The 22,661-nt window shown below is 43.8% G+C and carries 17 protein-coding genes; 8 read left to right on the forward strand and 9 right to left on the reverse strand.

The annotated features are described in order from the left end of the window. Positions 1-88: 88 nt before the first annotated feature. Genes AB8613_RS00965 through AB8613_RS00975 form a run of 3 tightly spaced genes read left to right on the forward strand, consistent with a single transcriptional unit; the run spans position 89 to position 3,743 of the window. Positions 89-1,447: a DASH family cryptochrome gene (locus AB8613_RS00965; protein WP_372384230.1), complete on the forward strand. Its 1,359-nt coding sequence runs from the start codon at positions 89-91 to the stop codon at positions 1,445-1,447. Continuing rightward, complete coding sequence (locus AB8613_RS00970) at positions 1,444-3,003, forward strand: cryptochrome/photolyase family protein (protein WP_372384231.1); 1,560 nt, start codon at positions 1,444-1,446, stop codon at positions 3,001-3,003. The genes AB8613_RS00965 and AB8613_RS00970 overlap by 4 nt, the downstream gene beginning before the upstream one ends. Beyond that, the gene (locus AB8613_RS00975; RefSeq protein WP_372384232.1) at positions 3,003-3,743 is read left to right on the forward strand and encodes an SDR family oxidoreductase; all 741 of its coding nucleotides are present in this window, start codon (positions 3,003-3,005) and stop codon (positions 3,741-3,743) included. The genes AB8613_RS00970 and AB8613_RS00975 overlap by 1 nt, the downstream gene beginning before the upstream one ends. A 166-nt stretch (positions 3,744-3,909) precedes the next feature. On the opposite strand, the gene AB8613_RS00980 is transcribed toward AB8613_RS00975, so the two are convergent. The 7 genes from AB8613_RS00980 to AB8613_RS01010 form a co-directional block, all read right to left on the reverse strand. Next, on the reverse strand, positions 3,910-4,794 hold the full coding sequence (locus AB8613_RS00980) for a PA4780 family RIO1-like protein kinase (RefSeq protein WP_146491489.1): 885 nt from the start codon (positions 4,792-4,794) through the stop codon (positions 3,910-3,912). Positions 4,795-4,887: 93 nt separating this feature from the next. After that, complete coding sequence (locus tag AB8613_RS00985) at positions 4,888-5,031, reverse strand: DUF2256 domain-containing protein (protein ID WP_004733920.1); 144 nt, start codon at positions 5,029-5,031, stop codon at positions 4,888-4,890. A 110-nt stretch (positions 5,032-5,141) separates the two neighbouring features. Then, positions 5,142-8,858, reverse strand: coding sequence for an AAA family ATPase (locus AB8613_RS00990; RefSeq protein ID WP_372384233.1), 3,717 nt, complete (start codon positions 8,856-8,858; stop codon positions 5,142-5,144). A gap of 5 nt (positions 8,859-8,863) precedes the next feature. Continuing rightward, complete coding sequence (gene sbcD, locus AB8613_RS00995) at positions 8,864-10,117, reverse strand: exonuclease subunit SbcD (protein ID WP_146491487.1); 1,254 nt, start codon at positions 10,115-10,117, stop codon at positions 8,864-8,866. Between the two features lie 213 nt (positions 10,118-10,330). Then, a complete protein-coding gene (locus AB8613_RS01000; protein ID WP_146491486.1) occupies positions 10,331-10,900 on the reverse strand; it encodes a porin family protein in 570 nt (189 codons plus the stop codon). 460 nt (positions 10,901-11,360) lie between these two features. Continuing rightward, positions 11,361-12,017, reverse strand: coding sequence for a glutathione S-transferase family protein (locus AB8613_RS01005; RefSeq protein WP_372384234.1), 657 nt, complete (start codon positions 12,015-12,017; stop codon positions 11,361-11,363). A 175-nt stretch (positions 12,018-12,192) separates the two neighbouring features. Beyond that, a complete protein-coding gene (locus AB8613_RS01010; protein WP_054546391.1) occupies positions 12,193-12,789 on the reverse strand; it encodes a LysE/ArgO family amino acid transporter in 597 nt (198 codons plus the stop codon). A gap of 186 nt (positions 12,790-12,975) precedes the next feature. Between AB8613_RS01010 and AB8613_RS01015 the strand changes: the two genes are divergently transcribed. Then, on the forward strand, positions 12,976-14,331 hold the full coding sequence (locus AB8613_RS01015; protein WP_372384235.1) for a sphingomyelin phosphodiesterase: 1,356 nt from the start codon (positions 12,976-12,978) through the stop codon (positions 14,329-14,331). A 370-nt stretch (positions 14,332-14,701) separates the two neighbouring features. Then, positions 14,702-16,420 (forward strand): S8 family peptidase, encoded by a 1,719-nt coding sequence (locus tag AB8613_RS01020; protein ID WP_372384236.1) that lies wholly within the window; start codon positions 14,702-14,704, stop codon positions 16,418-16,420. A gap of 173 nt (positions 16,421-16,593) precedes the next feature. On the opposite strand, the gene AB8613_RS01025 is transcribed toward AB8613_RS01020, so the two are convergent. Beyond that, entirely contained in the window at positions 16,594-17,118 is a 525-nt protein-coding gene (locus tag AB8613_RS01025; RefSeq protein WP_285954157.1) for a GNAT family N-acetyltransferase, read from the reverse strand. Between the two features lie 275 nt (positions 17,119-17,393). On the opposite strand from AB8613_RS01025, the gene AB8613_RS01030 reads away from it, so the two are divergent. From AB8613_RS01030 to AB8613_RS01040, 3 genes are all read left to right on the forward strand, one after another. Continuing rightward, positions 17,394-18,689: a diguanylate cyclase gene (locus AB8613_RS01030; protein WP_327783873.1), complete on the forward strand. Its 1,296-nt coding sequence runs from the start codon at positions 17,394-17,396 to the stop codon at positions 18,687-18,689. A gap of 211 nt (positions 18,690-18,900) precedes the next feature. After that, complete coding sequence (locus AB8613_RS01035; protein WP_029235856.1) at positions 18,901-19,644, forward strand: class I SAM-dependent methyltransferase; 744 nt, start codon at positions 18,901-18,903, stop codon at positions 19,642-19,644. Between the two features lie 268 nt (positions 19,645-19,912). Further along, positions 19,913-20,917, forward strand: coding sequence for a substrate-binding domain-containing protein (locus AB8613_RS01040; protein ID WP_239829401.1), 1,005 nt, complete (start codon positions 19,913-19,915; stop codon positions 20,915-20,917). A gap of 141 nt (positions 20,918-21,058) precedes the next feature. Here AB8613_RS01040 and AB8613_RS01045 read toward each other — a convergent pair whose 3' ends face one another. Continuing rightward, entirely contained in the window at positions 21,059-22,636 is a 1,578-nt protein-coding gene (locus AB8613_RS01045; RefSeq protein WP_327783874.1) for a glycoside hydrolase, read from the reverse strand. Positions 22,637-22,661: the final 25 nt, after the last annotated feature.

Below are 22,661 nucleotides of genomic sequence, written 5' to 3' on the forward strand. Positions count from 1 at the left end.
GCTATTGCCCACTCAGAGTATCCATTTGTGATCTTGTCAACCTATCAACTCGTAAGCGTCTAATAATTAACAATTCACGAGTGTAAGCATGAAAAAGATTGGTCTCTATCTTTTTACAAATGACTTAAGAATCAACGACAACACACTACTTCATCGGGCGTCGCAGCTCGTCGATGATCTACTATGCGTCGCCATTGAACCAAAGCTTTCTACTTATTCTGTTCGACTTTCACAAGAACAGGAAATCGGAGCGCATCGTCACCTTTTCATTAAGCAAGCTATAGATGATTTAGCCTTGAGTTTGGCGCGTCTTGGACAGCGCCTTTTTGTGTTAGACCAAAATACTAATGAGAACTTAGTTCAAATCATCAAAACTCAGCACGTGACACACGTTTTTGTCAGTTCACATTGTGCCCATGACGAGCGAGAGCTAGTAAAGGATACGCTAACGCAGTGCCCTGATTTACTCATCTCTCAGCAGCATCACACTACTCTGTTTGAGAGTGATATGTTCCCCTTCGAACTTGCCAAGCTACCTCGTTCGTTCACTAAGTTCCGCCTTCAAGTTGAACGGCTAGAGATTGAGATAAAAGAGAGCGTGATAACGTACCTGCCACCATTACCTCAAACCGCGACTGACTCTTATAGAGAGCCGATACTTGAATTGGATGATTCAATAACAGGCGACTATGTAGGCGGCGAAACGGCAGCGTTAACCCACTTAGAAAACTACTTTTCACATGACTATGCTGGAACCTACAAACAGACGCGAAACGCATTAGATGGCATAGAGAACTCAACTAAGTTTTCGCCATGGCTAGCATTAGGGTGTGTTTCGCCAAAAACCATTTACCGCCACTTAAAGCAATTCGAAGCGCATCGTGGCGCGAACGATTCTACCTACTGGATTTATTTTGAGTTGTTGTGGCGTGAATATTTCTACTGGAAGTGTTTAACGCTGGGGACGTCACTGTTTGGTCGAGAATCTAGTGATCTGTCCAATGAACAATTGCTCGATACCACTGCGGGATCAAGCTTCGCCAAATGGAAAAGCGGCAACACCAATTATCCCATCGTTGATGCCTGCATGCGCCAGCTTAACGCAACGGGTTATATGTCTAACAGAGGCAGACAGCTGGTCGCGAGTTGCTTGATTCATGAGCTAGATATTGATTGGCGCCACGGTGCTGCTTATTTCGAAAGCCAACTCATCGATTACGATGTGGCGTCGAATTGGGGTAATTGGGCTTATATCGCTGGAGCGTTGAATCCACAGGCTCCCCAGAACGCCAACAAACAAAGTGTAACCCATCAATCACAATCTAAATCCCGCCATTTCGATCTCGTTAAGCAGACAGAGATGTATGACCCGGAACATACATTTATCAAAAAATGGCACCGAGAAGACGAGGCTTCAGCGTCAATTCGATATCAGGACGTAATATGAAATACAAAACTGTACGCCTAATTTTAGGTGACCAACTCAATATCCAGCACTCTTGGTTTCAACAGGTTGATGACGAGGTCATTTATATCATCGCTGAACTTGAGCAAGAGACTGACTACGTTACATCGCACATCCAAAAGGTGGCAGCTTTTTTCTGTGCGATGGGTTACTTCGCTGACGAACTGACACAACAAGGTCATCAAGTACTCCACCTTACTCTTGACGATACTACGCAATTTGAAAACCTAGATGCACTCCTAAAGCATTATGTACACGAATGCAGCGCAGAAAAATTCGAATATCAAAGGCCAGATGAATATCGCCTTTTAGAGCAGATGAACAAGCTAAAGCTCACTAATGCGACTAAAGGTTGTTGTGATACGGAACACTTCCTCTTTCCATTCGAAGAGATAGAACAACAGTTTCCGAAAGACAAACACATCATGATGGAACACTTCTATCGCCGAATGAGAAAGCGCTTCGACATTTTGCTAGAAGACGGAAAGCCAGTTGGCGGCAAATGGAATTACGATGCGAGCAATCGAAAGAAACTCAAGAAACAAGACATTGAAATCCTGCCTCAACCTCTGATGTTTACCAATGACATAACAGACATTTTGCAGCGAATAGAACGCCACCAAGTGCAAACCATTGGTCAAGTCGGTAACAAGTTACTATGGCCGGTGAACCGAGCACAAAGCTTGTCTCTGCTCGCTCATTTCTGCCAAGTCTGTTTACCGTTATTTGGGCAGTTTCAAGATGCGATGACTACAGAACACGACTCTAAGTGGAGCCTGTATCACAGTCGCATTTCGTTCTCACTAAATAGCAAACTGCTCAGCCCTAGAGAAGTCATTGATGCGACACTCTCCGCTTATCACGCCTCTTCAAAGCAAGGCGCTACCACTATCGATATCGCACAGGTCGAAGGGTTCGTTCGTCAAATATTGGGTTGGCGAGAGTACATACGCGCCGTCTATTGGGCGAACATGCCTACTTACGCCAACAAAAACCATTATTCAGCAAACAACAACTTGCCCCATTACTTTTGGGACGGACAGACCAAGATGAACTGCATGAAGCATGCGATTGACCAGTCTCTTGAGTTTGCTTACGCGCACCACATCCAAAGGTTAATGATCACTGGCAACTTCTGCTTAATCACAGGCATCGACCCTGACCAAGTAGACAGTTGGTACCTTGGTATTTACGTCGACGCGATTGAGTGGGTTGAAATGCCAAATACGCGAGGTATGGCACTGTTTGCGGATGGCGGGATCGTCGGAACCAAACCATACTCTGCCAGCGGTTCTTACATCAACCGCATGAGCGACTACTGCAAAGGCTGTCACTACAAGATAAAAGAACGCAGCGGAGAGCAATCTTGCCCTTTCAATAGCTTGTACTGGCGCTTTATGAACCAGCACCGCGATGCGTTAAACCGTAACCCACGCATGGGCATGTTATATCGCTCTTGGGACAACATGAATGAACAAGACCAACAAGCGATACTCGAGATCGCAGAACAACGAATCACAAACTTGGAGAATTTATAATGGTTGAGCAACTCAGATTACACATTTTGGTGGTCGGTGGGAGTGGCGGCATCGGTTTCGCTGTGGTTAAACACCTATTATCTGAGCTGTCTCGGTTTGATTTTCTTGATGTGCATGTAGACGCGACTTACCACTCTCAACAGCCGGAACTTGAAAACACTCGCTTGAACTGGCACAAAGTCGACGCCACCAACGAAGCTGATATCAAGTGTTTGAGTTCTGAGTTTGAACAACTTGATTGGTTGATAAACTGCGTGGGTATGCTTCACACTCCAGAGCTTGGTCCGGAAAAGAACCTTGCGTCCATTGACCCTGAGTTTTTCCTAAAAAACATCTCGGTGAATACTCTGCCCAGCTTATTATTGGCAAAACACTTCACGCCGATTCTTAAAACGAGCGACAACCCAAAGTTTGCCGTGGTTTCCGCAAAGGTGGGGAGTATTTCAGATAACCGATTAGGCGGCTGGTATAGCTATCGCTCATCGAAAGCAGCCCTCAACATGTTCATCAAAACCATGTCGATCGAATGGCAACGCACCATTAAGAAAGGCACGGTGTTAGCGCTACACCCAGGTACAACAGATACGGCTCTGTCGAAGCCTTTTCAGACCAATGTCCCTGAAGGTAAGTTGTTTGAGTCGAACTACGTCGCCCATCAATTGGTCGATATCATTCGCACTGCGACACCCGATAAAAGTGGGCACTTCTACGCGTACGATGGCGAGCAGTTGAGTTGGTAGTGAGGAATGCCAATCGCTTGCTTTGATGAATGGTAAAATTTGATGAGTGATAAAAAAGAAAACCCAACAGAGCGGTGCTCTATTGGGTTATTTTTTAGAAAGAAGGCATCAGTTATTTAAGACGTATGGCTGCTATTTAGCTAACGATCAAAACTGATCATCACGATTACTCAGCCCAGTTGAACTTGCTGTCGTCGACGCCTTCTTTTTCTTCTTTAGCTCGCTCGCGTCGGTGTTGTTCTTCAACTCGCGCAGCGTCAATCTCTTGCATGATTGCATTGATGTCGGCCAAATCGTCGCTTTCTGTAAACTCACCCGTTAGTTTGCTATCGGGCTTTAAGTCGCCTTTCTCGTAAAGCGCCCACATTTCCTTGGCATACTCGGTTTTCGCCAATTCAGGAGCAAACTGAGCGTAATAATCACGGATATTATTGATATCACGAGCCAGCATCCACTCGGCATTGTTGTTCGCCGAAGCATCAACCGCTTGAGGTAAATCTATGATCACCGGACCGTACTCATCGACCAATACGTTGAACTCAGACAAGTCACCATGGATCAAACCAACACACAGCATTTTAACCACATAGGTCATCATCACTGCGTGATCTTCGATCGCTTGCTCTGCCGACATCACGACATCGTTCAAACGTGGTGCTACATAGCCTTCGTCATCAGTAACCAGCTCCATAAGCAGTACGCCATCAAAGCAACCATAAGGCACAGGTACACGAACGCCCGCTTCTGCCAGTTTATACAAGGCATCCACTTCAGCGCTTTGCCAAACCTTTTCTTGTTGCTCACGACCAAAGCCAGAGCCTTTTTCCATCGCTCGAGCACGGCGACTATTTCGGACTTTTCGGCCTTCACGATACGCGGTCGCTTTTTTGAAGCTGCGCTGGCTTATTTCCTTATATACCTTGGCACAGCGGATCGTATCGCCGCAGCGCACAATGTACACTGATGCTTCTTTGCCACTCATTAATTGGCTTGTCACCTCGTCGACTAAACCATCGTCAACTAAGGGCTGTATTCTTTTAGGTATCTTCATGCCGCCTTTATACATTAGTTGTCTTACAGATAGAAATATTAACTTAAGAAATGAATGACGAAACTATTAACGTGTTGTAAAAACGAACAGAAATTACGCCAAAGTTGTCTTATGACGACGGCAACGTTCAGAACAGTAAATCACGTCATCCCAACAACGTTGCCACTTTTTACGCCATGAGAAAGACTTTTGGCAAATAGGACATGTCTTAGTTGGTAAATGAGGCTTCTTGTGCATGGCCGTTTCCTTTTTGACGAGGAGTGATTGATAACAGCCCCGAAACTCCGTCATCCTCGAGAAGGAAACACGACTGAGTCAGGGGCTGTTTATCCGCATCTATATCAAGACTAAGCAACAACCTTGTACTGCTTCTCCATCTCACTCACACCTAAGCCAGAGTGTTTTGTTACTTTAAGCTGAACAGGCACTCGCTCTTTCAGTGCTTCAACGTGACTAATGACGCCAATCATCTTGCCTGAAGCATTCAAGTTATCGAGCGCGTTTAGGGCAATGTCCAATGTGTCGCTATCAAGCGTGCCGAAACCTTCATCCAAGAACAAAGAATCAATACTGGTTTTGTAACTCACAAGATCAGAAAGCGCTAATGCCAACGCCAAGCTAACCAAGAAGCTTTCACCACCTGATAACGTTTTAGTATCACGCATCACATCGCCCTGCCATGTGTCCAGCACTTGCAGTTCTAAGCCATCATCGGCTTTACGTTTTAGTTCGTAACGACCATGCAAACGCTGCAGCTGCTTGTTCGCAAGGTACACCAAATTTTCCAGCGTTAGACCTTGGGCAAACTTACGGAATTTGTCGCCGTTCTTAGAACCAATAAGTGAATTCAGGCGTGAAATATCATCAAAGTCGACCTGTTGCTCGTCTATTTGCTTGAACAGATCTTGCTGGTTGCTGCGGTTCTGGTTATCCGTTTCAAGATTGGCAGAAATCGCGCCGATCTTTGTCGCATGGCTTTGTTGCGCGTTTTGGCATTCAGTTGTCGCAAGTTCAACTTGCTGTTGGTCTTGCTCTTGCCATGCTTTAGCATTTGCGTGGTTTTGTAGTTCCACTTGCGTCGCTTTAGCTGTATTCAACCTAGCTTGCGCACTGACAACCGCTTCGTCTAAAGACTTCTTGAGGCTTTGAAGTTGAGTTCTAACCTCTTCGTCTAACAACGCTGCTTCAAAATTAGCTTCATCTTCGAATGGGCTCGTTTTCAGCGCTTCTAACCAGGCATTCGACGCTTGTGTGTAACTTGACTGCTTGCTAGTCAACTCTTCAGAGAAGCTAATGTGTTTGGTTTGCTCGGTTCGATGTTCAAGTTCGCAACGGTTAAGCACTAACTGCGAGGCATCACATGCATTTACCGCTTCAGTAACTTTTTGCTTGATCGCATTGCTGGTGGCTTGAATGTCTTTGTCACCAAACAACTCTGCCCTTTCAGCACCAATACGAGTCAGTTCTGACACTAGAGACTCGCTCTCTTGCGTCAGTGTCGCGAGCTCTTTCTCAACACTGTTTAGCTTGTCATCTAAGGTTTTCAATTCGGCGTGTTGAGTGATTAGTTGCTTCTCAATATCGGCCTGTTGCTGTTTAGTTTGCTGCCATGTGCTTGATGCTTGCAATTTCGCAGTAAACCAATCATCGATATATTCCAGCTCAGGCGCTTCGATAGCCGTTTGAACAATATTCTCTTTCAAAGAGCTCCATTGCTGCTCTTTCGCTTGAGCTATCTGAGCCACTTGCTCGTTAGTGCTGTGATTTTGCTTATTCAGATCCGCTAAGCGTTGCTCGGCCAACTCAAGGTTAGATTGCGCTTTGTCAGCCATAACACTCACCGATAAGCGTTGTTTCTCAGCTTCGGCATAGTGCGTTTTAGCATTAGCCAACGCTTTGAGTTGCTGCGATCTCTGATTCAGTTGAAGTTCACACTGCTGAGCAAAGGTCGCAACCGTAGCTTCATTGCCTAAATCGTTAATCGTTAGTATCGCTAGTTCTGGAACCGTGCCAACGAAATCCGATAAGCTCTGTTGAAGTTTGTCGACAACGCCTTGCCAATTTATTTGAGCTTGCTGAATATCCGCTTGCGCACGTTGAATGTCATCGTTAAGTGCCGCAATCATAGGGGCAAGAGAATCTAACTGCTGACGATGCTCTTGGCCTTCTTTTTTGATGGCCGTTAACTCTAGGTTTTCCGTTTCTTTTTGAGCAACCAAATTTGCAATATCTTGCGACTGCTCAATCGAATGGTCTGTTGAACCACACAGTGGGCACTCAGAGCCTGATTCTAGAGCTGCACGGTATTTCGCCAACTCGCCTTCTTGATCAATCAAACGTGTTAATCGCTCAAGCGAAGTCTCTTTCTCTTTATATCGCTCCACCAACACTTCACGTTCTTTCGAAAGCTTGTCGACCAACTGAGTGTTAGTTTGATGTGCCTGCGTTTTTGCATGCAGCTGTTGCTGGGCATTTAGGAAAACACGATTGATCTCAAGTAATGAGTGCGTATGGCGATTCCAAAACTCCAATATATCTTTTTGCGAATTCAACACTTGTTCGCTGGTGTTGCCTTGCAATGCTTCCCACTGTTGCTTTGCACTACTCTCTAGCACAACCAATTCAGCTAAAGTTTTATCTTGCGTTGCTTTAGCTTCTTGCGCAGATTTGATGATCGTTTGCTGTGCATCAACCGCTGACAAAGCTTGCTTCGCTGAGTTCAACTGTTCTGCATGCTGACGCTCTAGAGTACGAACTTGCTCTACCTTTGCTTGCCACTGACCTAGGTATTTTTCCAGATGTTGGTCAGCTTGATGCGTATTTAGGTACTCAGTGCTAAGTTGATCTTGTTGCTTCAGTGCATCTAGTTTTTGGACCAAAACGACCTGTTGATTACGCTGCTGCGCGTGTTGTTCATTCAGCGTATTCGCGGCGTTAACCGCCGAAGCTTTCTTGTCTTTAAGTACCGACATTTGATTGTCGAGTGGGCGGACTTGTTCAATGATCTTCTCTTGATCTTGTTGCTCGGCTTTAACGTTTTCAACCGCTTCGCTACTTTGAGCCAGCTTAGTTTGGGCATCTAACTTCTCGGCCTCGCGTACTGCAAGCAACTTAGTACTGTTATCTAGGTTAATTTGCGTAAGATTGAGCTCATGCTCGCAGCGTTTTAGGTCTTTGTGCAGCGGTCGCAATTTCTCAGCCGGTTCGCTGTTTGCCAAACGCTCTAGTGAAGGTTGATTACGGTCTAGTTCATCTTGAGCTGTTTTGAGATCGTGCTCACTGGTAGCAATAGTTTGCTCAGCTTTAGTCACGTCTTTCCACCAGCTTAGATGCGCTTGCCACTCTTTTAACTGCTCGGCTAAACGTTTCTGTTCAGTTTCTAACGTGTCACGCTCTGTTGTCAGCTCTTGAATCTGCTCATCAGACAATAAACTTACACCTTCGGCTTTCGCTTTCAGGTGGTTAAGTGACTCTTCACTTGACTTAAAATGATCGTATATACGCTCAGAGATCAGGCTATAAACTTCGGTTCCAGTCAGCTCTTCAAGTAGCTCTGCACGGTCGTTAGCATTGGCATTTAAGAAGGCCGCAAACTCACCCTGAGACAACATGATGGATTTAGTGAAACGTGAAAAGTCTAAACCTGTTACCTGCTCCACCAACTTGGTTTTCTTGGTCAACATGGTCTCTAAGACTTTGTCGGTATCAGCATCGGCAAATTCACACGTTGGCGTCTGTAATGCGCCATCGTGTTTTCCGCGCGCTCGCTTTTGATGGAAGTTAGAACGGTACGTTTTGCCCTGCACTTCAAATTCAAGCTCGGCGAAACACTCACCCGTACCGCGAGTCATCAGCTCGTTATTGCCCTTCGCTATGCTTTTCAAACGAGGCGTGCGGTGGAATAGCGCTAAACAAATCGCATCCAGAATTGTGGTCTTACCCGCACCTGTTGGACCCGTAATAGCAAACAGGCCGTTTTCTGCGAACGGCGATTGAGTAAAATCGAGCTTCCAACGCCCTTTCAAAGAGTTCAGGTTTTCAAATTCTAGGCTTAAAATCTTCATACTGGTTACTCTTCTACTTTGTTCGGCGCTTGAGCGCTATCAGACACTTCAACCATCACTTGTTTAAACTTCACCGTCATGCGCTCTAAACGCGCTTTTTCAGAATCGGTTTCAAACTCTTCTAAGGCAATACGCTTGCTAAATACGTCCATCGGGCTCAGTTCAGATAAGGTTTCTGCCGACTCTTGCTCTAATGCTTGATTGCGACGTTCTCTTGCTCGGCGTAATTGAAGTACTTCCACATTCAAACCTTCAGTTAATGCGCGCACACGCTCTTGTAGATCCGACAAGTAATCTTGCGCTTGCACTTCTATCGATAACCACACGTTTTGTTCGCTATCTAAACCTATGTATTGGTTCAGCTGAGATTCAACCTCGCTCAAGTCACCTTTGATTTCGGCTAGGGGTTGGAACGTTGGAACTGGCAATTGAGAAATCGTGCGCTCACCTTCAACAAACTCAACTAGACATACCTGCTTTTGAGATTTAAGTTCATCAAAGCTTAATGGGATTGGAGAGCCTGAATAACGAATGTATTCACGCTTTGCCACCACTTGTGGGCGGTGGATATGACCAAGTGCAATATAATCGGCATCTGGGAAGCCATCAGCGGCGAAACCATCAAGGTTGCCGACATAGATGTCGCGTACCGAGTCCGATTGTTGAACCCCCATCGCCGTTAAATGACCAGTAGCGATGATCGGCATGTGCTCGCTGTTTTCAAACGTCGCACGTTTAGCAACCGCCGCATCATAAACACTTTGGTAGTGCTGTTTGATCGCATCGCCGAGTTGTTTTTGGCGCTCAACGCCGGTGACACCCGCCTGACTGGTCAACACATCGCGTGGGCGAATAAAAGGAATGGCGCAAACCAGCGCTTCTACATCGCCGTTTTTACCTTTTAATTCGACAACCTGAGTCGCATGATCTTGGTTGGTATTAGGAATCACGTCTGCGCCCATGTATTTGAGCAGCTGTTGTGTCTCTTTAAGCACAGACACCGAATCGTGATTTCCACCTAACAACACCAATTGACAGCCGATCTTGTTCGAATCGACCACGAACTTGTTATACATCTCACGAGCGTAACTCGGCGGTGTGCTGGTATCAAAAATATCGCCAGCAACAATGATCGCGTCGATGTCGTTCTCTGTAACTTGCTCAAGTAACCATTGTAAAAACCGTTCATGTTCATTCTTACGGCTTTTATTGTAGAAGTTTTGGCCAAGGTGCCAATCGGACGTGTGAAGAATCTTCATTGCTGCTCACTGGAAGTCTGTAATACCTTTAATCTACCAAAATAGTCGAGATAATTCCCTTTTATAAGCTTGTGAAAACCAACTAATTTCAGGCTTTAGAGCAACTCCGCCCATAGCGTGACCAATCGTTATTTTTGACATAAAAAAACCGCTCAACGTTAGAGCGGTTATAGGTGTCCATGACATTAGCTGTAAGTTATTTCACAGGGGTCATTAAAAATTGTACGAAGCACCCAGAGTTACAGTGCTAAACGCGACATCACGACTTGCCAGTCTATTACCATTAGGGCCGAAGAATTCGATATTTACAGCGTCTGCTTGTGAGATCAAACGTAATGTTAGGTTTTCTACTGGCGTGTATTCAACACCAATACCGAAATGAAAGCCGGCACCAGAATCATCATCAAAAGAGCTAGCGTTGTTTGAGTTCAAATCTACGTAGCTCAAGCCCGCTAGTACAAATGGACGAATTGAGTTATCAAAGGTGTAGCCTAGGTTTGCTGCAACAGAAAGCGATGTTGGTGAAAACACCTTAGTACCAAATGATTCATAGTCAGCATAATCCGTGTAACCAAGTTCGATACCTACAATGCGGTTAAATTGGTAGCCACCGTAAAGGCTGTACCCCATGCTTTCAGCATCTAGACTGCCTGCGCCGTCAGTGTCTGAGTCTTGATACACACCAAGGCCTGCGCCAATGTATGGACCGCCCTCGATACCAGCAGCAAGTGTAGGAAGTGAAACTAAGCCAATTAGGCCCAATAGAAATGATGATTTAAGCATGAAAATACCCTTTTTAGTTTGTTCCACAGTACCGTTCATCAACTATCAATAGGTTTCCGACACTATTCCAACGGTTGCGATACTGTTTAAAATAAATTATTCAAGCGACTCCTAACAAACAATAAAACACTGTTCATTTGTGAAGTGATAGAGAAATTAACACGATACTTTTTATTCACCAAGCGAATAGTTAAATAATTTATCAGCATCTTATTTATGAGACACAATAAGAAAAACAGATGTAAAACGAAGCGCACCCACTATATCACGACCATTAAAGTCAATTTAAATCAACAGGTTAGAAATCTATCAATCTTAAAAGTAGCGTTTATATACATCAGCTATACCTTCATCATAAATAAAAAACTCACGCTATCGATTAGTAGGGTGAGTTTTATTTTCCAGAAGACTTATTTAGAACAACCTGCTATTAAAATATATTTAAATTTATTCCATGTTATTAACAAACTTCTGTAAGACTAGCCAAATAGTTATTCGTTAAATAGAAGCCACTGAACTTCTCAATAAAGTCCGCAGGAACAGTTTTATCGGTCAAGCCAGATTCAATCAGCGCCGCTTGCCACTTCTGTACTTTCGGGAAGCCTTCAAGCATGTCAAAACCTGAGCCCTCTTTGATTACTGATGCTCGGTGTAACAGTGGTAGCCAAGCGATGTCGACGTTAGAGATGTAATCGCCTTTAAAGAAGACGCTATCACCCAATTTATTCTCGGCTTTTTGGAAGGATTTTTGAAGAATCGCTAAACGCGTCTCAAAGGTTTCTTTATCTTTACTACCCATCGTTCCGCATTGTGGCATGTAATGTTTGCTTGCCTGATAAGACCAAGCGCGATCTAGTGCTTTTTGCTCGGCAGACACCTCTTCTATTGGCGCATACTTATCATCTAAGTATTCAACAATTGCATCTGATTCAAAAATAACTGTGTCATTTTCTGTAATCAATACTGGCACTTGTCCGTTTGGCGAAATATCTAGGAGCCATTGAGGTTTATTATTTAGCTCAATGTATTCAATTTCAAATGGGACATTTTTCATTACTAAAGCACCCATTACACGTTGAACGAATGGGCAGTTTTTAAAGCTAACAAGTTTAATCATGGTTGACTCCGAATTAGGTCATTATTTTCTATTCATACCCCTAAGACGAACGCCAAAACCGAAAGACGAAAAATAATTCCATTTTTGTGGAAATAATTAAATACGAAGGCAACTAAAGGCAGTCACTTTAGGTAGGAACTTTAGATAATATGTTTGAATGCCTAATTACGAGCGGCTAAACGATCAAAGATATTGCAATAGACGCCATGATCATGCCAACGACAAATTCCAACACCTTCCACGCTCTCGGGTTCTTAAACATTGGAGCCAAGAAACGTGCGCCATATCCAAGTGAAAAGAAGAACACAAACGACGCCGATACTGCACCAGCGCCAAACAACATTTGATTAGGTTGATATTGCGTTGAGATAGAACCCAGCAATACCACAGTATCCAAATACACATGCGGATTAAGCCAAGTAAACGCCAAACACATCGCAATCGCTTTGGTTAACGAGTCTTTGGTTTCAGTAGTGGCTTCTAAGGCGTGGTTTTCGGTAAATGCAGAGCGGAAGCTTAAGAATGAGTAGACACCCAAAAAGATAGCGCCGCCATAACGAGCGAGCTGCTCAATTTGTGGGAACTGTTTAACGATTGCGCCAAAGCCTGTAACGCCGAAGCTAATTAGTAAGGCATCAGAAATGGCACATACAGCACAAACTGCCAATACGTGTTGATTCTTAAGCCCTTGCTTTAAAACAAATGCATTTTGAGAACCGATTGCAAGAATCAGCGAAAGCCCAAGGGAAAAACCAGCAAAATAAGTCGTCATAGAATGTACTTCGAATCGGTTAGAATAATCATAAGTTACTATAAAATAGCGTAATTTTTCATAAAATATACAATATGATCACATACGTGTTACACAGCACAAAACCAAAACCCTTAAATTGCAACTGAGTGCATATCAAGGCTATTTTCTGATTTCGATTTTAGGAATGTAATCAAAGGAAGAAACATGATCAAAAAGCTGTGTTCAACACTGATACTTTGGGCAATAGCCAGCCAAGCACTCGCAACATCACTTTACTATATAAACCGTACCGACAAACCCATATTAATAAACTTTTCTATAGATTCCAGTACGCCCGTAAGTAACGGTTACCAATATAGGCTTACTACAAATAACTTAGTTATTTGGCCTTATCAAAAAGCCAAAGTAGCTGATTTTAATCGATACTATGGGCTTGTTAATGGCGCAACCTATGACTACTTCCTAACAATTTCACGATTAACAAACGAAGGTACTTGGGCACGTAAGCCACAAGAACCTGTAAGTCAACTTAGGTTGGTTGGTCACGGTTCAGGCTCAACGTTGTCTTATGGGTACAAAGATCAAGGGATGGTGACCGACTACAACCCATATATTCTTCATCGATATAACCAAGATGGATATCACTCTGAGTTCGGTGTTAAGGCTATATACACGTCAGGCTTTGACGACGTTGAATTTGTAGTCTCAGAACATACGATCAATGATTTTGATCAAGCCCCAAATACCTTGAACGTTGGCTCATATAACCTATGGATGCTCCCCGGCGTATCATCAAACATTACAAGTCGTGCAAGTGTCTTGGACCACACTCTCTCTGGATATGACGTACTCACACTTCAAGAAGCTTTTTCTTCAGACCGAGAGATCCTATTCAACGCTCTAGCAGAGGAATATGCATTTAGAACAGAGGTGGTAGGAGGTGGCACTAGTGCGATGTACGACGGAGGCGTGGTCACTTTTAGTCGCCATCCAATTATTGAAACCGACAGTATAGTTTTTGAACACTGCTCTGGGACGGATTGTTACGCAGATAAAGGCGTCGTCTATACCAAAATCGACAAAGATGGTCAGATATATCATATATTTAACACGCACCTAGCATCATTCAATACGCCTGCTGCCAAAAGACTAAGACGCTTGCAGCTAGGGCTGATGCGAACCTTTATGCTGACTAAAGGCATACCTTCCAACGAAGCAGTTATCTATGCTGGAGACTTCAATATCGATAAAAATAGCGACTTCGTGGAATACCTGCTAATGCTAGCTACGTTGGATGTTGATCCTCCAGAATTCAGAGGCTACACCAATGCAACCTTTGACCCGACGATTAACCCGTATGCCGCTTATAAATATTCAGGTGGCGCTGACGTAGAGTATCTGGATTACGTTTTTGTTAGCAGAATGCATAGACGAGCAACAAGTAATACTAATACGGTCAAGCTTCATCAAAGGTTGAACTCTGACACTTGGGGAAGTTGGCACCTTTCAGACCATTTTGCCGTCAACGGAAACTTTAAATTTAGCTCTCACGACGACTAAGCTCCTTGATCTTGGCTCTTTCAAAAGCACTTCAATGCAGAGTGAGAGCCAAAACCATCCCCTGCAATTAACAAACTAATCAGTTGATTCTAAACATCTTTAATTTCAATTCTTAATTTTATAAATATTGGTTTTGTTAATAGAATTTAGCTCAAACTTTGAGACTTTAAAATTAATCACAGTGAGATCCTCCTACCATTTCATTGATCAAACGAATGATACAAGTCTGATTGCATATTACCTTTTGATTGCTTTTTGAGCGGGCATTTCCCTCTCACAGAACTGACTGCGTGCTTTCATAAAGCTTCGCTAAGGAGTCAGTTCTAGTCGCACAACTATTTAGTCGCACAATGATAAGGATGCAACACACATGAATCACGGACAAAGACTCACCACGCTTGCTTTGGCTATTATGGCTTCGGCTCACGTATCAGCTACAACTCTGAATGAGAGTAGCCCAGAGCCACAACCTGCCAACTCACCTTTCATCCAAGATGTAAAAGGGACAATTGTTGAGGATTACTCGCGAGAAACTATCCAACCTTCATTTTTCTCGATGAGAATGATGAGCAACGCTGATGAACAACGCGGTGATTGGTTTAACTTAACAGCAAGCTACACAAGAATTCAGGGTGTGGGTTCTGATGTGGTATATGACTACTTGATGCCTCCTCTTCAACCACAACCTGTCATCGTTGCCGTTCTTGATTCGGGTGTCGACGTTGAACACGAAGACCTCAAAAACAAGCTTTGGACCAATGAAGGAGAGATCCCAGACAACGGTATCGATGATGATGGCAATGGCTACATCGATGATGTCCATGGTTGGAATTTTCTTGGTAACTCATTAGGCATTAACGTTGACCAGGACACGCTAGAAGTCACTAGAGAATACAAAAAGTACCTTGAGTTAAAAGAGAACGGACATTGGATTCCGCGTAAGAAACGTAAGTACTATCAAGGTGTTGAATCCGATTACTTGTCATCTCTAAAAGATGACCAAGATGCGTTGAATCGTGTAACGACAGCAATTGACCAAGCCAATGAGTTCAAAGAACAGATTCTTCAGTTCGTCGATCAAAAAGACTTTTCTACTAACGGTTTAAAAACACTATTGGATAGCGAGAACGCTAGCGTTGTAACCGCTGCTGAAGGGCTTTTGAGTCTGTTTGATTCATGGTACTCCTTTGAATATCTGGAATCTCGTCGTAGCCGCTATCAAGATTCTCTAGATTTTCACCTTAACCTAGAGCTCGATACGCGTGGCGATATTGTTTGGGATGACATTTCTAACCCTTGGGAAAAAGGCTACGGCAACAACGATGTAAAAGGCCCTGTCGGTTCGCACGGTACACACGTTGCTGGAATCATCGCTGCTGAACGCGGCAATTTTATTGGTATTGATGGTGTGGCGGATCATGCTCAGATCATGGCGGTACGTATGGTGCCAAATGGCGATGAGCGAGACAAAGACATTGCTAACGCAGTACGCTACGCCGTCGATAATGGTGCGAAGATCATTAACATGAGCTTCGGAAAAAGTTACTCACCACGCAAATACATTGTCGACCACGCGTTCCGTTATGCGGCACGTAAAGGCGTGTTGATCGTTCACTCTGCGGGTAACAGCCGCAACGATAACGACATCAAACCAAGCTTTCCAAACCGCTACGCGAAGCACTACCGCTCAAAGCCTATTTCAACATGGTTAGATGTGGGTGCATCAGCGAAATACGCCGACGAAACATTAGTGGCGAGCTTCAGTAACTTCGGTCAAAAGTCGGTTGATGTGTTTGCACCTGGGTACCGCATTTTATCAACCACACCGGGGAATACTTACGGTTCGAAAAGTGGCACAAGTATGGCTGCGCCAGTGGTTTCTGGCGTCGCTGCGTTAGTGTGGTCGCGCTATCCTGATTTATCGGTAAAAGAGCTAAAGGCGATGTTAATGGGTGAATCAAAAATCTACCCAGAGCTGCTTGTTAAAAAGCCATCAAGCCCAGAAGATTTGGTTCCTTTCAGCACACTTTCTATCTCAGGCAGCGTAGTAGATGCCGAAGCCATTTTCGCGGAGCTAGAAACTCGCTAACGCTTTAGCCATTATCGTTACCTATTAAAAAGGTTGCTCAGAGCAACCTTTTTTTACAACAGCAAAACAGAAGTACAAGTCATCGAGATACACCCCGCCCGTCATTCCCTACAGTGAGGAACGAACGTGATAGGGAATCTTTCTTTTACTTCGATCTACAATTTCGATCGCATCTAACGCAACTCAATACTCATGAACTGGCTGTGCGGGTCCAGCACATAATCAGCAAAGGGTTCACAGTATCCAAAGCCAAACTTTTCATACAGGTTACGTGCGGCCTTAAAGTAGTCTTCTGAACCTGTCTCTAAACTGATTGTTTGATACTGGCGAATGGCTGCGGTATCCAATACGTGTTGTAAGAGTTGGCTGGCAACGCCTGACTTTCGAGCAAACTGCGAGGTTCTCATTGATTTGAGTTCAGCGTGTTGTGTATTTAGCTCTTTAATGGCAACACACCCAAGCAGTTGGCTGTCTTTCCAAGCACTGAAAAAGGTAATATCTGGCGACTTCAGCCCTTCCAGATCCAATGCATGAACGCTTTCGGCTGGCGAAGTTGCATACATATCAGCGAGGTGCTCTTCAAGCAACTCAACGACTTCCCCGCCCGATAAGTCATCAAGCTTAATTTCTATCGATGTGCTGCTTTTCAATGCTGTTCCATTTTCCATTGAATCCTGTGCATTTGTTGCTGGCTTCATTGCCTCAACTCTCCTTGTTTGGTTCGCTTATTTAATTTGAGTGATTTGGCGTTAATTACTGGCCTACTTTCCTGAATTGTTTCCTTTTCAAGAACTCGGTTTGAATCAGTAAAATTACTGATTAATCATAAAATTATAAATGTCACACTGGGTTTACCTAGGTACCATATTTTTCCTATCTAGTCTCGTCATAAAAGCGTGCCGCAAAGCCCGTAGGTCGCAGCAGCGAGGGAGCAACAGCTGTTTCAGTTTAACGAATAAGTAGTCCGGTCGATATGAGCATTCAAGTAGATTTAACCACCACAACACCCTGCCAGAACTTCGATTCCGCGCAAGGGCATATGACTCTACAAAATCACCGAATTATTGATGTCGACAATGAGATCGCCCGAATCTTTGGTTACCGAAGCCGGGAAGAACTTTTACTGAACGTAGAATTTGTTTATGCATTGGTCCCTGAGAATTACCAAAACCTAGCAAAAAAGCGTTATTTAGAAGCAATAAAAGGCAAGCTCAACAAAGGTAAGTTGTATACAGATATTCCAGCCAATGACCGCAACATCTCTATCTTCTGCCTATCACATATTATTGAACTCAATGGCAAACCCGCGCTCAAAGTGACTATCATTGACATTACATCCGTAGTCGAAGCTCAGCGCAAACGTAACGAAACCGATCGTATGTACCGCAAGCTACTCAGCACATCAAAACAAGGGATCTTGATCCATAGAAACTTCAAGCCTTTAATGGTCAACCAAACATGGGTTGAGCAGCAAGGTGCAGGATCTATAGAACAAGTGCTTGCTATGGACTCTATCATATCCATTGTACCTGAAGATCAGCGCGAAGCTGCGATAAGACGCTGTGGCAATATTCTCGACGGCCATACACCGAACTTTAGTTCCGTGGTATCTAACCAGTGTTTCGATGGCTCCTATAAATACTTCAACCTCTATGACAACGTGATTAACTGGGAAGGTGAAGACGCCATTCAAGTTATCCTTGAGGAAGTCACTGATAAGGTGTTGCTAGAGAAGGAGTTACTGCATCGTGCGATGCATGACGATTTAACACATGTGCTCAATCGACGTGCTATTTACGATTGGTTAAAAAAACCGGTTAATCAGCATATGGTGATGTCATGTATGTTGATTGATATTGATGACTTCAAATCGATTAACGACAGGTTTGGGCACACAGTCGGTGACACGGTCATTAAGCACTTAGCAGACACCATTAAAACTCACGTTGAATTGTTAGGGGGTGTAGTAGGACGATGGGGTGGCGAGGAGTTTATTGTGTTCATTCCAAAAGCGAAGTCCGCGCATACCAAAATCATTGGCGAACGAATCTGCCACACCTTCAATCAACATATCTTTTTTGGATTTAATCGCCACCAATTTACATCGAGCGTGAGTATTGGCGTCACCAACCAGTGCGAGTGCCACTCATCCAACACAATTAACACATTGATTCGCGTGACTGATGAGGCGCTTTATCTTGCGAAAACAAGGGGGAAAAACCAAGTCTCAGTTAACGACGACACGGTGTGCTATGAAGCACTTTCGTAATCATAGCGACCTCCTCTCATTCATAATCCGGAGATAGTTTAAATATACGTAAAGTCAGTCGACTAACTGCATGAATTGAACTCCACCGTCCACAATTAAAGTACAACCACCAACAATTAAAGCGCTTATATTGATCGATATTTGATTGCGTTCTCTGCATTTCGGTATATGATGCGCCACCCTAATTTTTCAGCTTATGCTGCAGGCAAACATGTCCGCTAACGCACTCTATACCGACCTATCCGGTTACTATGACTTAATGTGTGTAGATATTGACTACCAAGCGCAAAGTAACTGCGTACGTAGACTCCATCAAATCTTTGGAAATGAAGGAAAAACACACCTCGACTTAGCTTGTGGCACTGGCCCACACGTTCGTCATTTTATTGATTTTGGTTACCAAAGCGGTGGCCTAGATCTTAACAAGCCGATGTTAGACATCGCAGAAGTTCGCTGCCCAGAAGCCAAGTTCTCAGTACAAAACATGAGTAACTTTGAGGTCACTGAACCACTCGATCTTATCACTTGTTTCTTGTATTCCATCCATTACAACGATGGCCTAGAGAAACTTAAAGAGTGTATTGAAAGTGTACATCGCGCATTAAAGCCTGAAGGCATTTTCTGTTTTAACGTGGTGGATAAAGACAAGATCAGTAACGACCTATTTGTTAGACACACAACAAACCAAGACAAAGACGATTTCACGTTCCGTTCTGGTTGGTATTACTCTGGTCAGGGTGATAAGCAAGCGCTAAAGCTTAGTATTGAAAAGACGACCGCGGGTGAAACTCAAGTGTGGAATGATGAACACCCGATGGTGGCATTCTCGTTTAAGGAATTAATCGAAATATTGAAGCCCTACTTCGAGGTTAATATATTCGAGCACGATTACGACAAACTGATACCTTGGGATACTCAATCCGGCAATGCGCTGATCACGTGTGTGAAAATCTAGAGAAGTCGATACGCAGCAAATTAGTCTAAACACATAGATCAACAAAGAACAATGCATCAGCTAACAATAAAAATAACACGAAATCAAATATAGAAATTCACATACTGTAACTAAGCATCAATCAACAGAGTAAACATATGGACTCAGCCTCGTATATTGCTACTATACGTACCATCAGCAAAGTTTAAACCGTACAAGGCGCTCCCATCTAAAGGAACCGAAGCACTACGATGAAAACTGTTACAACACACTCAATATAAAGAACATTATGGCTAACATAAGAGATGTCGCGAAAGAAGCTAAAGTATCCGTCGCTACCGTATCGAGAGTAATCAATAAACTACCTCATACAAGTGAAACAGCAACGAAAGCAGTTCACGAAGCGATGGAAAGATTGAATTATCGCCCAAATGCGAATGCAAGAGCTCTTGCAAATAAAACTTCGTCTTCCATCGGTGTGTTAGTGGCAGACGTATCTAACCCATTTTATGGTGCTATGGTTCAAGCTATTGACGAAATCGCGCGTGAACACAAAAAGCATATATTGATTACGCATGGTTACCACAACGAAACCTATGAAAGAGAAGCGATCGAGCTGTTGATAAACAACCAGTGTGAGCATCTTGTTATTCATAGCAAAGGCCTATCGGATCAAGAGCTGATTGAATTTTCGAAACAGATCCCTGGTCTTATCATCATTAACCGCTTTATCCCAGAAATAGCGGAACGCTGTGTCGCGTTAGATAACATTCGAGGCAGCAGCCTGGCACTAAGCCACCTAATCCGCTTTGGCCATAAGAGAATTGGTTACTTAGCCTCTTCTCATAATATCGATGATTCAATAGATAGAAAACTGGGTTATCGTTCTGAACTAGAAAAGAACCAACTGCCCTACTCGGAGGCTCTGGTGGTGTCCGGCGAACCGAATGAGCTTGGCGGCGCAGATGCCATGCGTAATTTGTTAGCGAAGAATGAACCGTTTACCGCGATTGCTACATACAACGATTTAATGGCTGCAGGTGCCATTGCGGTGCTTAAAGAAAACAACCTACGTGTACCAGAAGATGTCTCTGTCATCGGGTTTGATGATGCCATGATAGCCAGCTATTTACAGCCAACCCTGACCACCGTTCGCTACCCAGTACAGATCATGGCGAGCCAAGCGGCAAAGCTTTCTATCCAGTTGGTAGAAAAGTCTCCTCACGAGCATAAAGGAAACCTTTACCTTCCTACACTGGTGAGCCGTAATTCCATTGCTTCACCTAACAATTAACCTATGATTTGTTAGGGAATCAACACTGAATACAAGCTTGGCTTTAGGCTCTTATTCTCGCACTCTCGCATTCTCTTTATAAAAGAAACCCCAGCCTTATTCAGGCTGGGGTTTCTTTATTATTACTGGCTAAATTTTACGTTATAGTGAGCCAACAAATGTCACCGTTGAGCGCGGAGGCACAAGGTAATCGTCTTGTTCTTTTTCTAATTCAACCAACGCCAAATCATTCTGCGCATTGGTAATGTGTGTTGTATAAGTGGCAGAATTAGCAACGCCTTCTAAGTTAATCGAAACATTCTCTACCTTGTCACTCGTATTAACGGCAACAATCACCACTTTATCTTGTGTTGGACTGACATAAGCCGATGCCATCAAGCCATCAAGGTTGTCTACCCCACTCAGTTCTACACGCTGATAACCCGGGCGAACAAAGCGACTGAAGTTACCGACAGTCCACATCATTTTCGAATCTTCTACCGTATTGGCTTCTAAAGATGGGTCAATTTTCACCATACCATCTTTGTAATCATATGGCGTCAAACCTAACCACCAATGCCATGCTGAAGCGTTCAAACGAGTCAGGTCTCGATGCATGATACGTCCCACATGTAACGCATAATCCATATCATCAGCCTCAAAGCCATGACCATCAAAGTCACGAGAATAACCGCCACCGCCCAAGATGCTCATTTCACTCATCCAAATTTCTGCACCCGGAGACACATCCTGTAGGTTTCCATATGTCATATCACGCAGCTTGCCTAAACGGTCTGGCCAAGCGTCAGAAAAATAGCCATGCACTGAGATTTGGTTACCAATGATGTCTCTAATTTCAGGGTCCCCTAACAGTTCATCAATGTAGTTTCGGTACAAGCCAACACCACGAGAATTCATGCCATTAGTTTGAGATGAACCGTCAAAGTTACGCTTATAAGCATCACGAAGTGCTGCTGTGAATTCGACCACTTCACCGCCATCAATATGAATGTCGCTACGAATACCCGCTTCGGTCAGCTTTTTATCTAAACTACGGTATACCGCTTTGACTTCTTGTATATTGTAGCGATTGCCTTCTTGAGTCTGTCCTTCCCATTCCCACGTTGGCTCGTTAATTGGGCTGATGTAATTAACAGGGACCCCTACTTCTTCACTACGTAGGTAGGTCAACACTTCAACCAAAAAGTCGGAAAATGCATCCACATTTTCAGGTTTAAGGTTAGTAGAGCCTAGGTCATCCGCCGCCGTTGGGTGTGTTAAGCCATTTTTTGTTAGGTAATGCGGTGGGCTATTAGAAAACGCGATAAAGTTATTTACACCACGTTGATGAGCCTCTTGCATGAAACGAATTTGTCCTTGCTGCTTAGTCGTGTCTATCGCGCCACCCGGCTCAGGTACCAATAGTTCCGCACGGCGTAGTGGATCACGAATAAAGCTACCATCACCTTGCTCGGTGCTGCCTGCACCTATATTAAATCGCCACGCTGTTAAGCCAATACCATTGTCAGTAGAGAACAATAAATCAGCGAGGTGGTCGATAGCCGCATCGTCCCCTTTTTTCTGCCACTTGTTAATTGTTGGGTTAATAGACCAAGCATCCGAAGCACCAAAGCTGTGTATTGTTTGTTTGGTATTTTCAATTTCCACATCTAGTGTTTGGGCATAACTCGGCACTGACAGTATTGATGCAACTGCCATTGATAATAATATTTTTCTCATTTCACATCTCGATATTATTAATTTA

Origin of the sequence: Vibrio sp. BS-M-Sm-2, from assembly GCF_041504345.1 — a bacterium.
Lineage (GTDB): Bacteria > Pseudomonadota > Gammaproteobacteria > Enterobacterales > Vibrionaceae > Vibrio > Vibrio satsumensis.

Excerpts from the sequence above, each read along its gene's own strand:
- AB8613_RS00965 (WP_372384230.1), top strand. The coding sequence starts at position 89 with ATGAAAAAGATTGGTCTCTATCTTTTTACAAATGACTTAAGAATCAAC.
- AB8613_RS00970 (WP_372384231.1), top strand. The coding sequence starts at position 1,444 with ATGAAATACAAAACTGTACGCCTAATTTTAGGTGACCAACTCAATATC.
- AB8613_RS00975 (WP_372384232.1), top strand. The coding sequence starts at position 3,003 with ATGGTTGAGCAACTCAGATTACACATTTTGGTGGTCGGTGGGAGTGGC.
- AB8613_RS00980 (WP_146491489.1), bottom strand. The coding sequence starts at position 4,794 with ATGAAGATACCTAAAAGAATACAGCCCTTAGTTGACGATGGTTTAGTC.
- AB8613_RS00985 (WP_004733920.1), bottom strand. The coding sequence starts at position 5,031 with ATGCACAAGAAGCCTCATTTACCAACTAAGACATGTCCTATTTGCCAA.
- AB8613_RS00990 (WP_372384233.1), bottom strand. The coding sequence starts at position 8,858 with ATGAAGATTTTAAGCCTAGAATTTGAAAACCTGAACTCTTTGAAAGGG.
- sbcD (WP_146491487.1), bottom strand. The coding sequence starts at position 10,117 with ATGAAGATTCTTCACACGTCCGATTGGCACCTTGGCCAAAACTTCTAC.
- AB8613_RS01000 (WP_146491486.1), bottom strand. The coding sequence starts at position 10,900 with ATGCTTAAATCATCATTTCTATTGGGCCTAATTGGCTTAGTTTCACTT.
- AB8613_RS01005 (WP_372384234.1), bottom strand. The coding sequence starts at position 12,017 with ATGATTAAACTTGTTAGCTTTAAAAACTGCCCATTCGTTCAACGTGTA.
- AB8613_RS01010 (WP_054546391.1), bottom strand. The coding sequence starts at position 12,789 with ATGACGACTTATTTTGCTGGTTTTTCCCTTGGGCTTTCGCTGATTCTT.
- AB8613_RS01015 (WP_372384235.1), top strand. The coding sequence starts at position 12,976 with ATGATCAAAAAGCTGTGTTCAACACTGATACTTTGGGCAATAGCCAGC.
- AB8613_RS01020 (WP_372384236.1), top strand. The coding sequence starts at position 14,702 with ATGAATCACGGACAAAGACTCACCACGCTTGCTTTGGCTATTATGGCT.
- AB8613_RS01025 (WP_285954157.1), bottom strand. The coding sequence starts at position 17,118 with ATGAAGCCAGCAACAAATGCACAGGATTCAATGGAAAATGGAACAGCA.
- AB8613_RS01030 (WP_327783873.1), top strand. The coding sequence starts at position 17,394 with ATGAGCATTCAAGTAGATTTAACCACCACAACACCCTGCCAGAACTTC.
- AB8613_RS01035 (WP_029235856.1), top strand. The coding sequence starts at position 18,901 with ATGTCCGCTAACGCACTCTATACCGACCTATCCGGTTACTATGACTTA.
- AB8613_RS01040 (WP_239829401.1), top strand. The coding sequence starts at position 19,913 with ATGGCTAACATAAGAGATGTCGCGAAAGAAGCTAAAGTATCCGTCGCT.
- AB8613_RS01045 (WP_327783874.1), bottom strand. The coding sequence starts at position 22,636 with ATGAGAAAAATATTATTATCAATGGCAGTTGCATCAATACTGTCAGTG.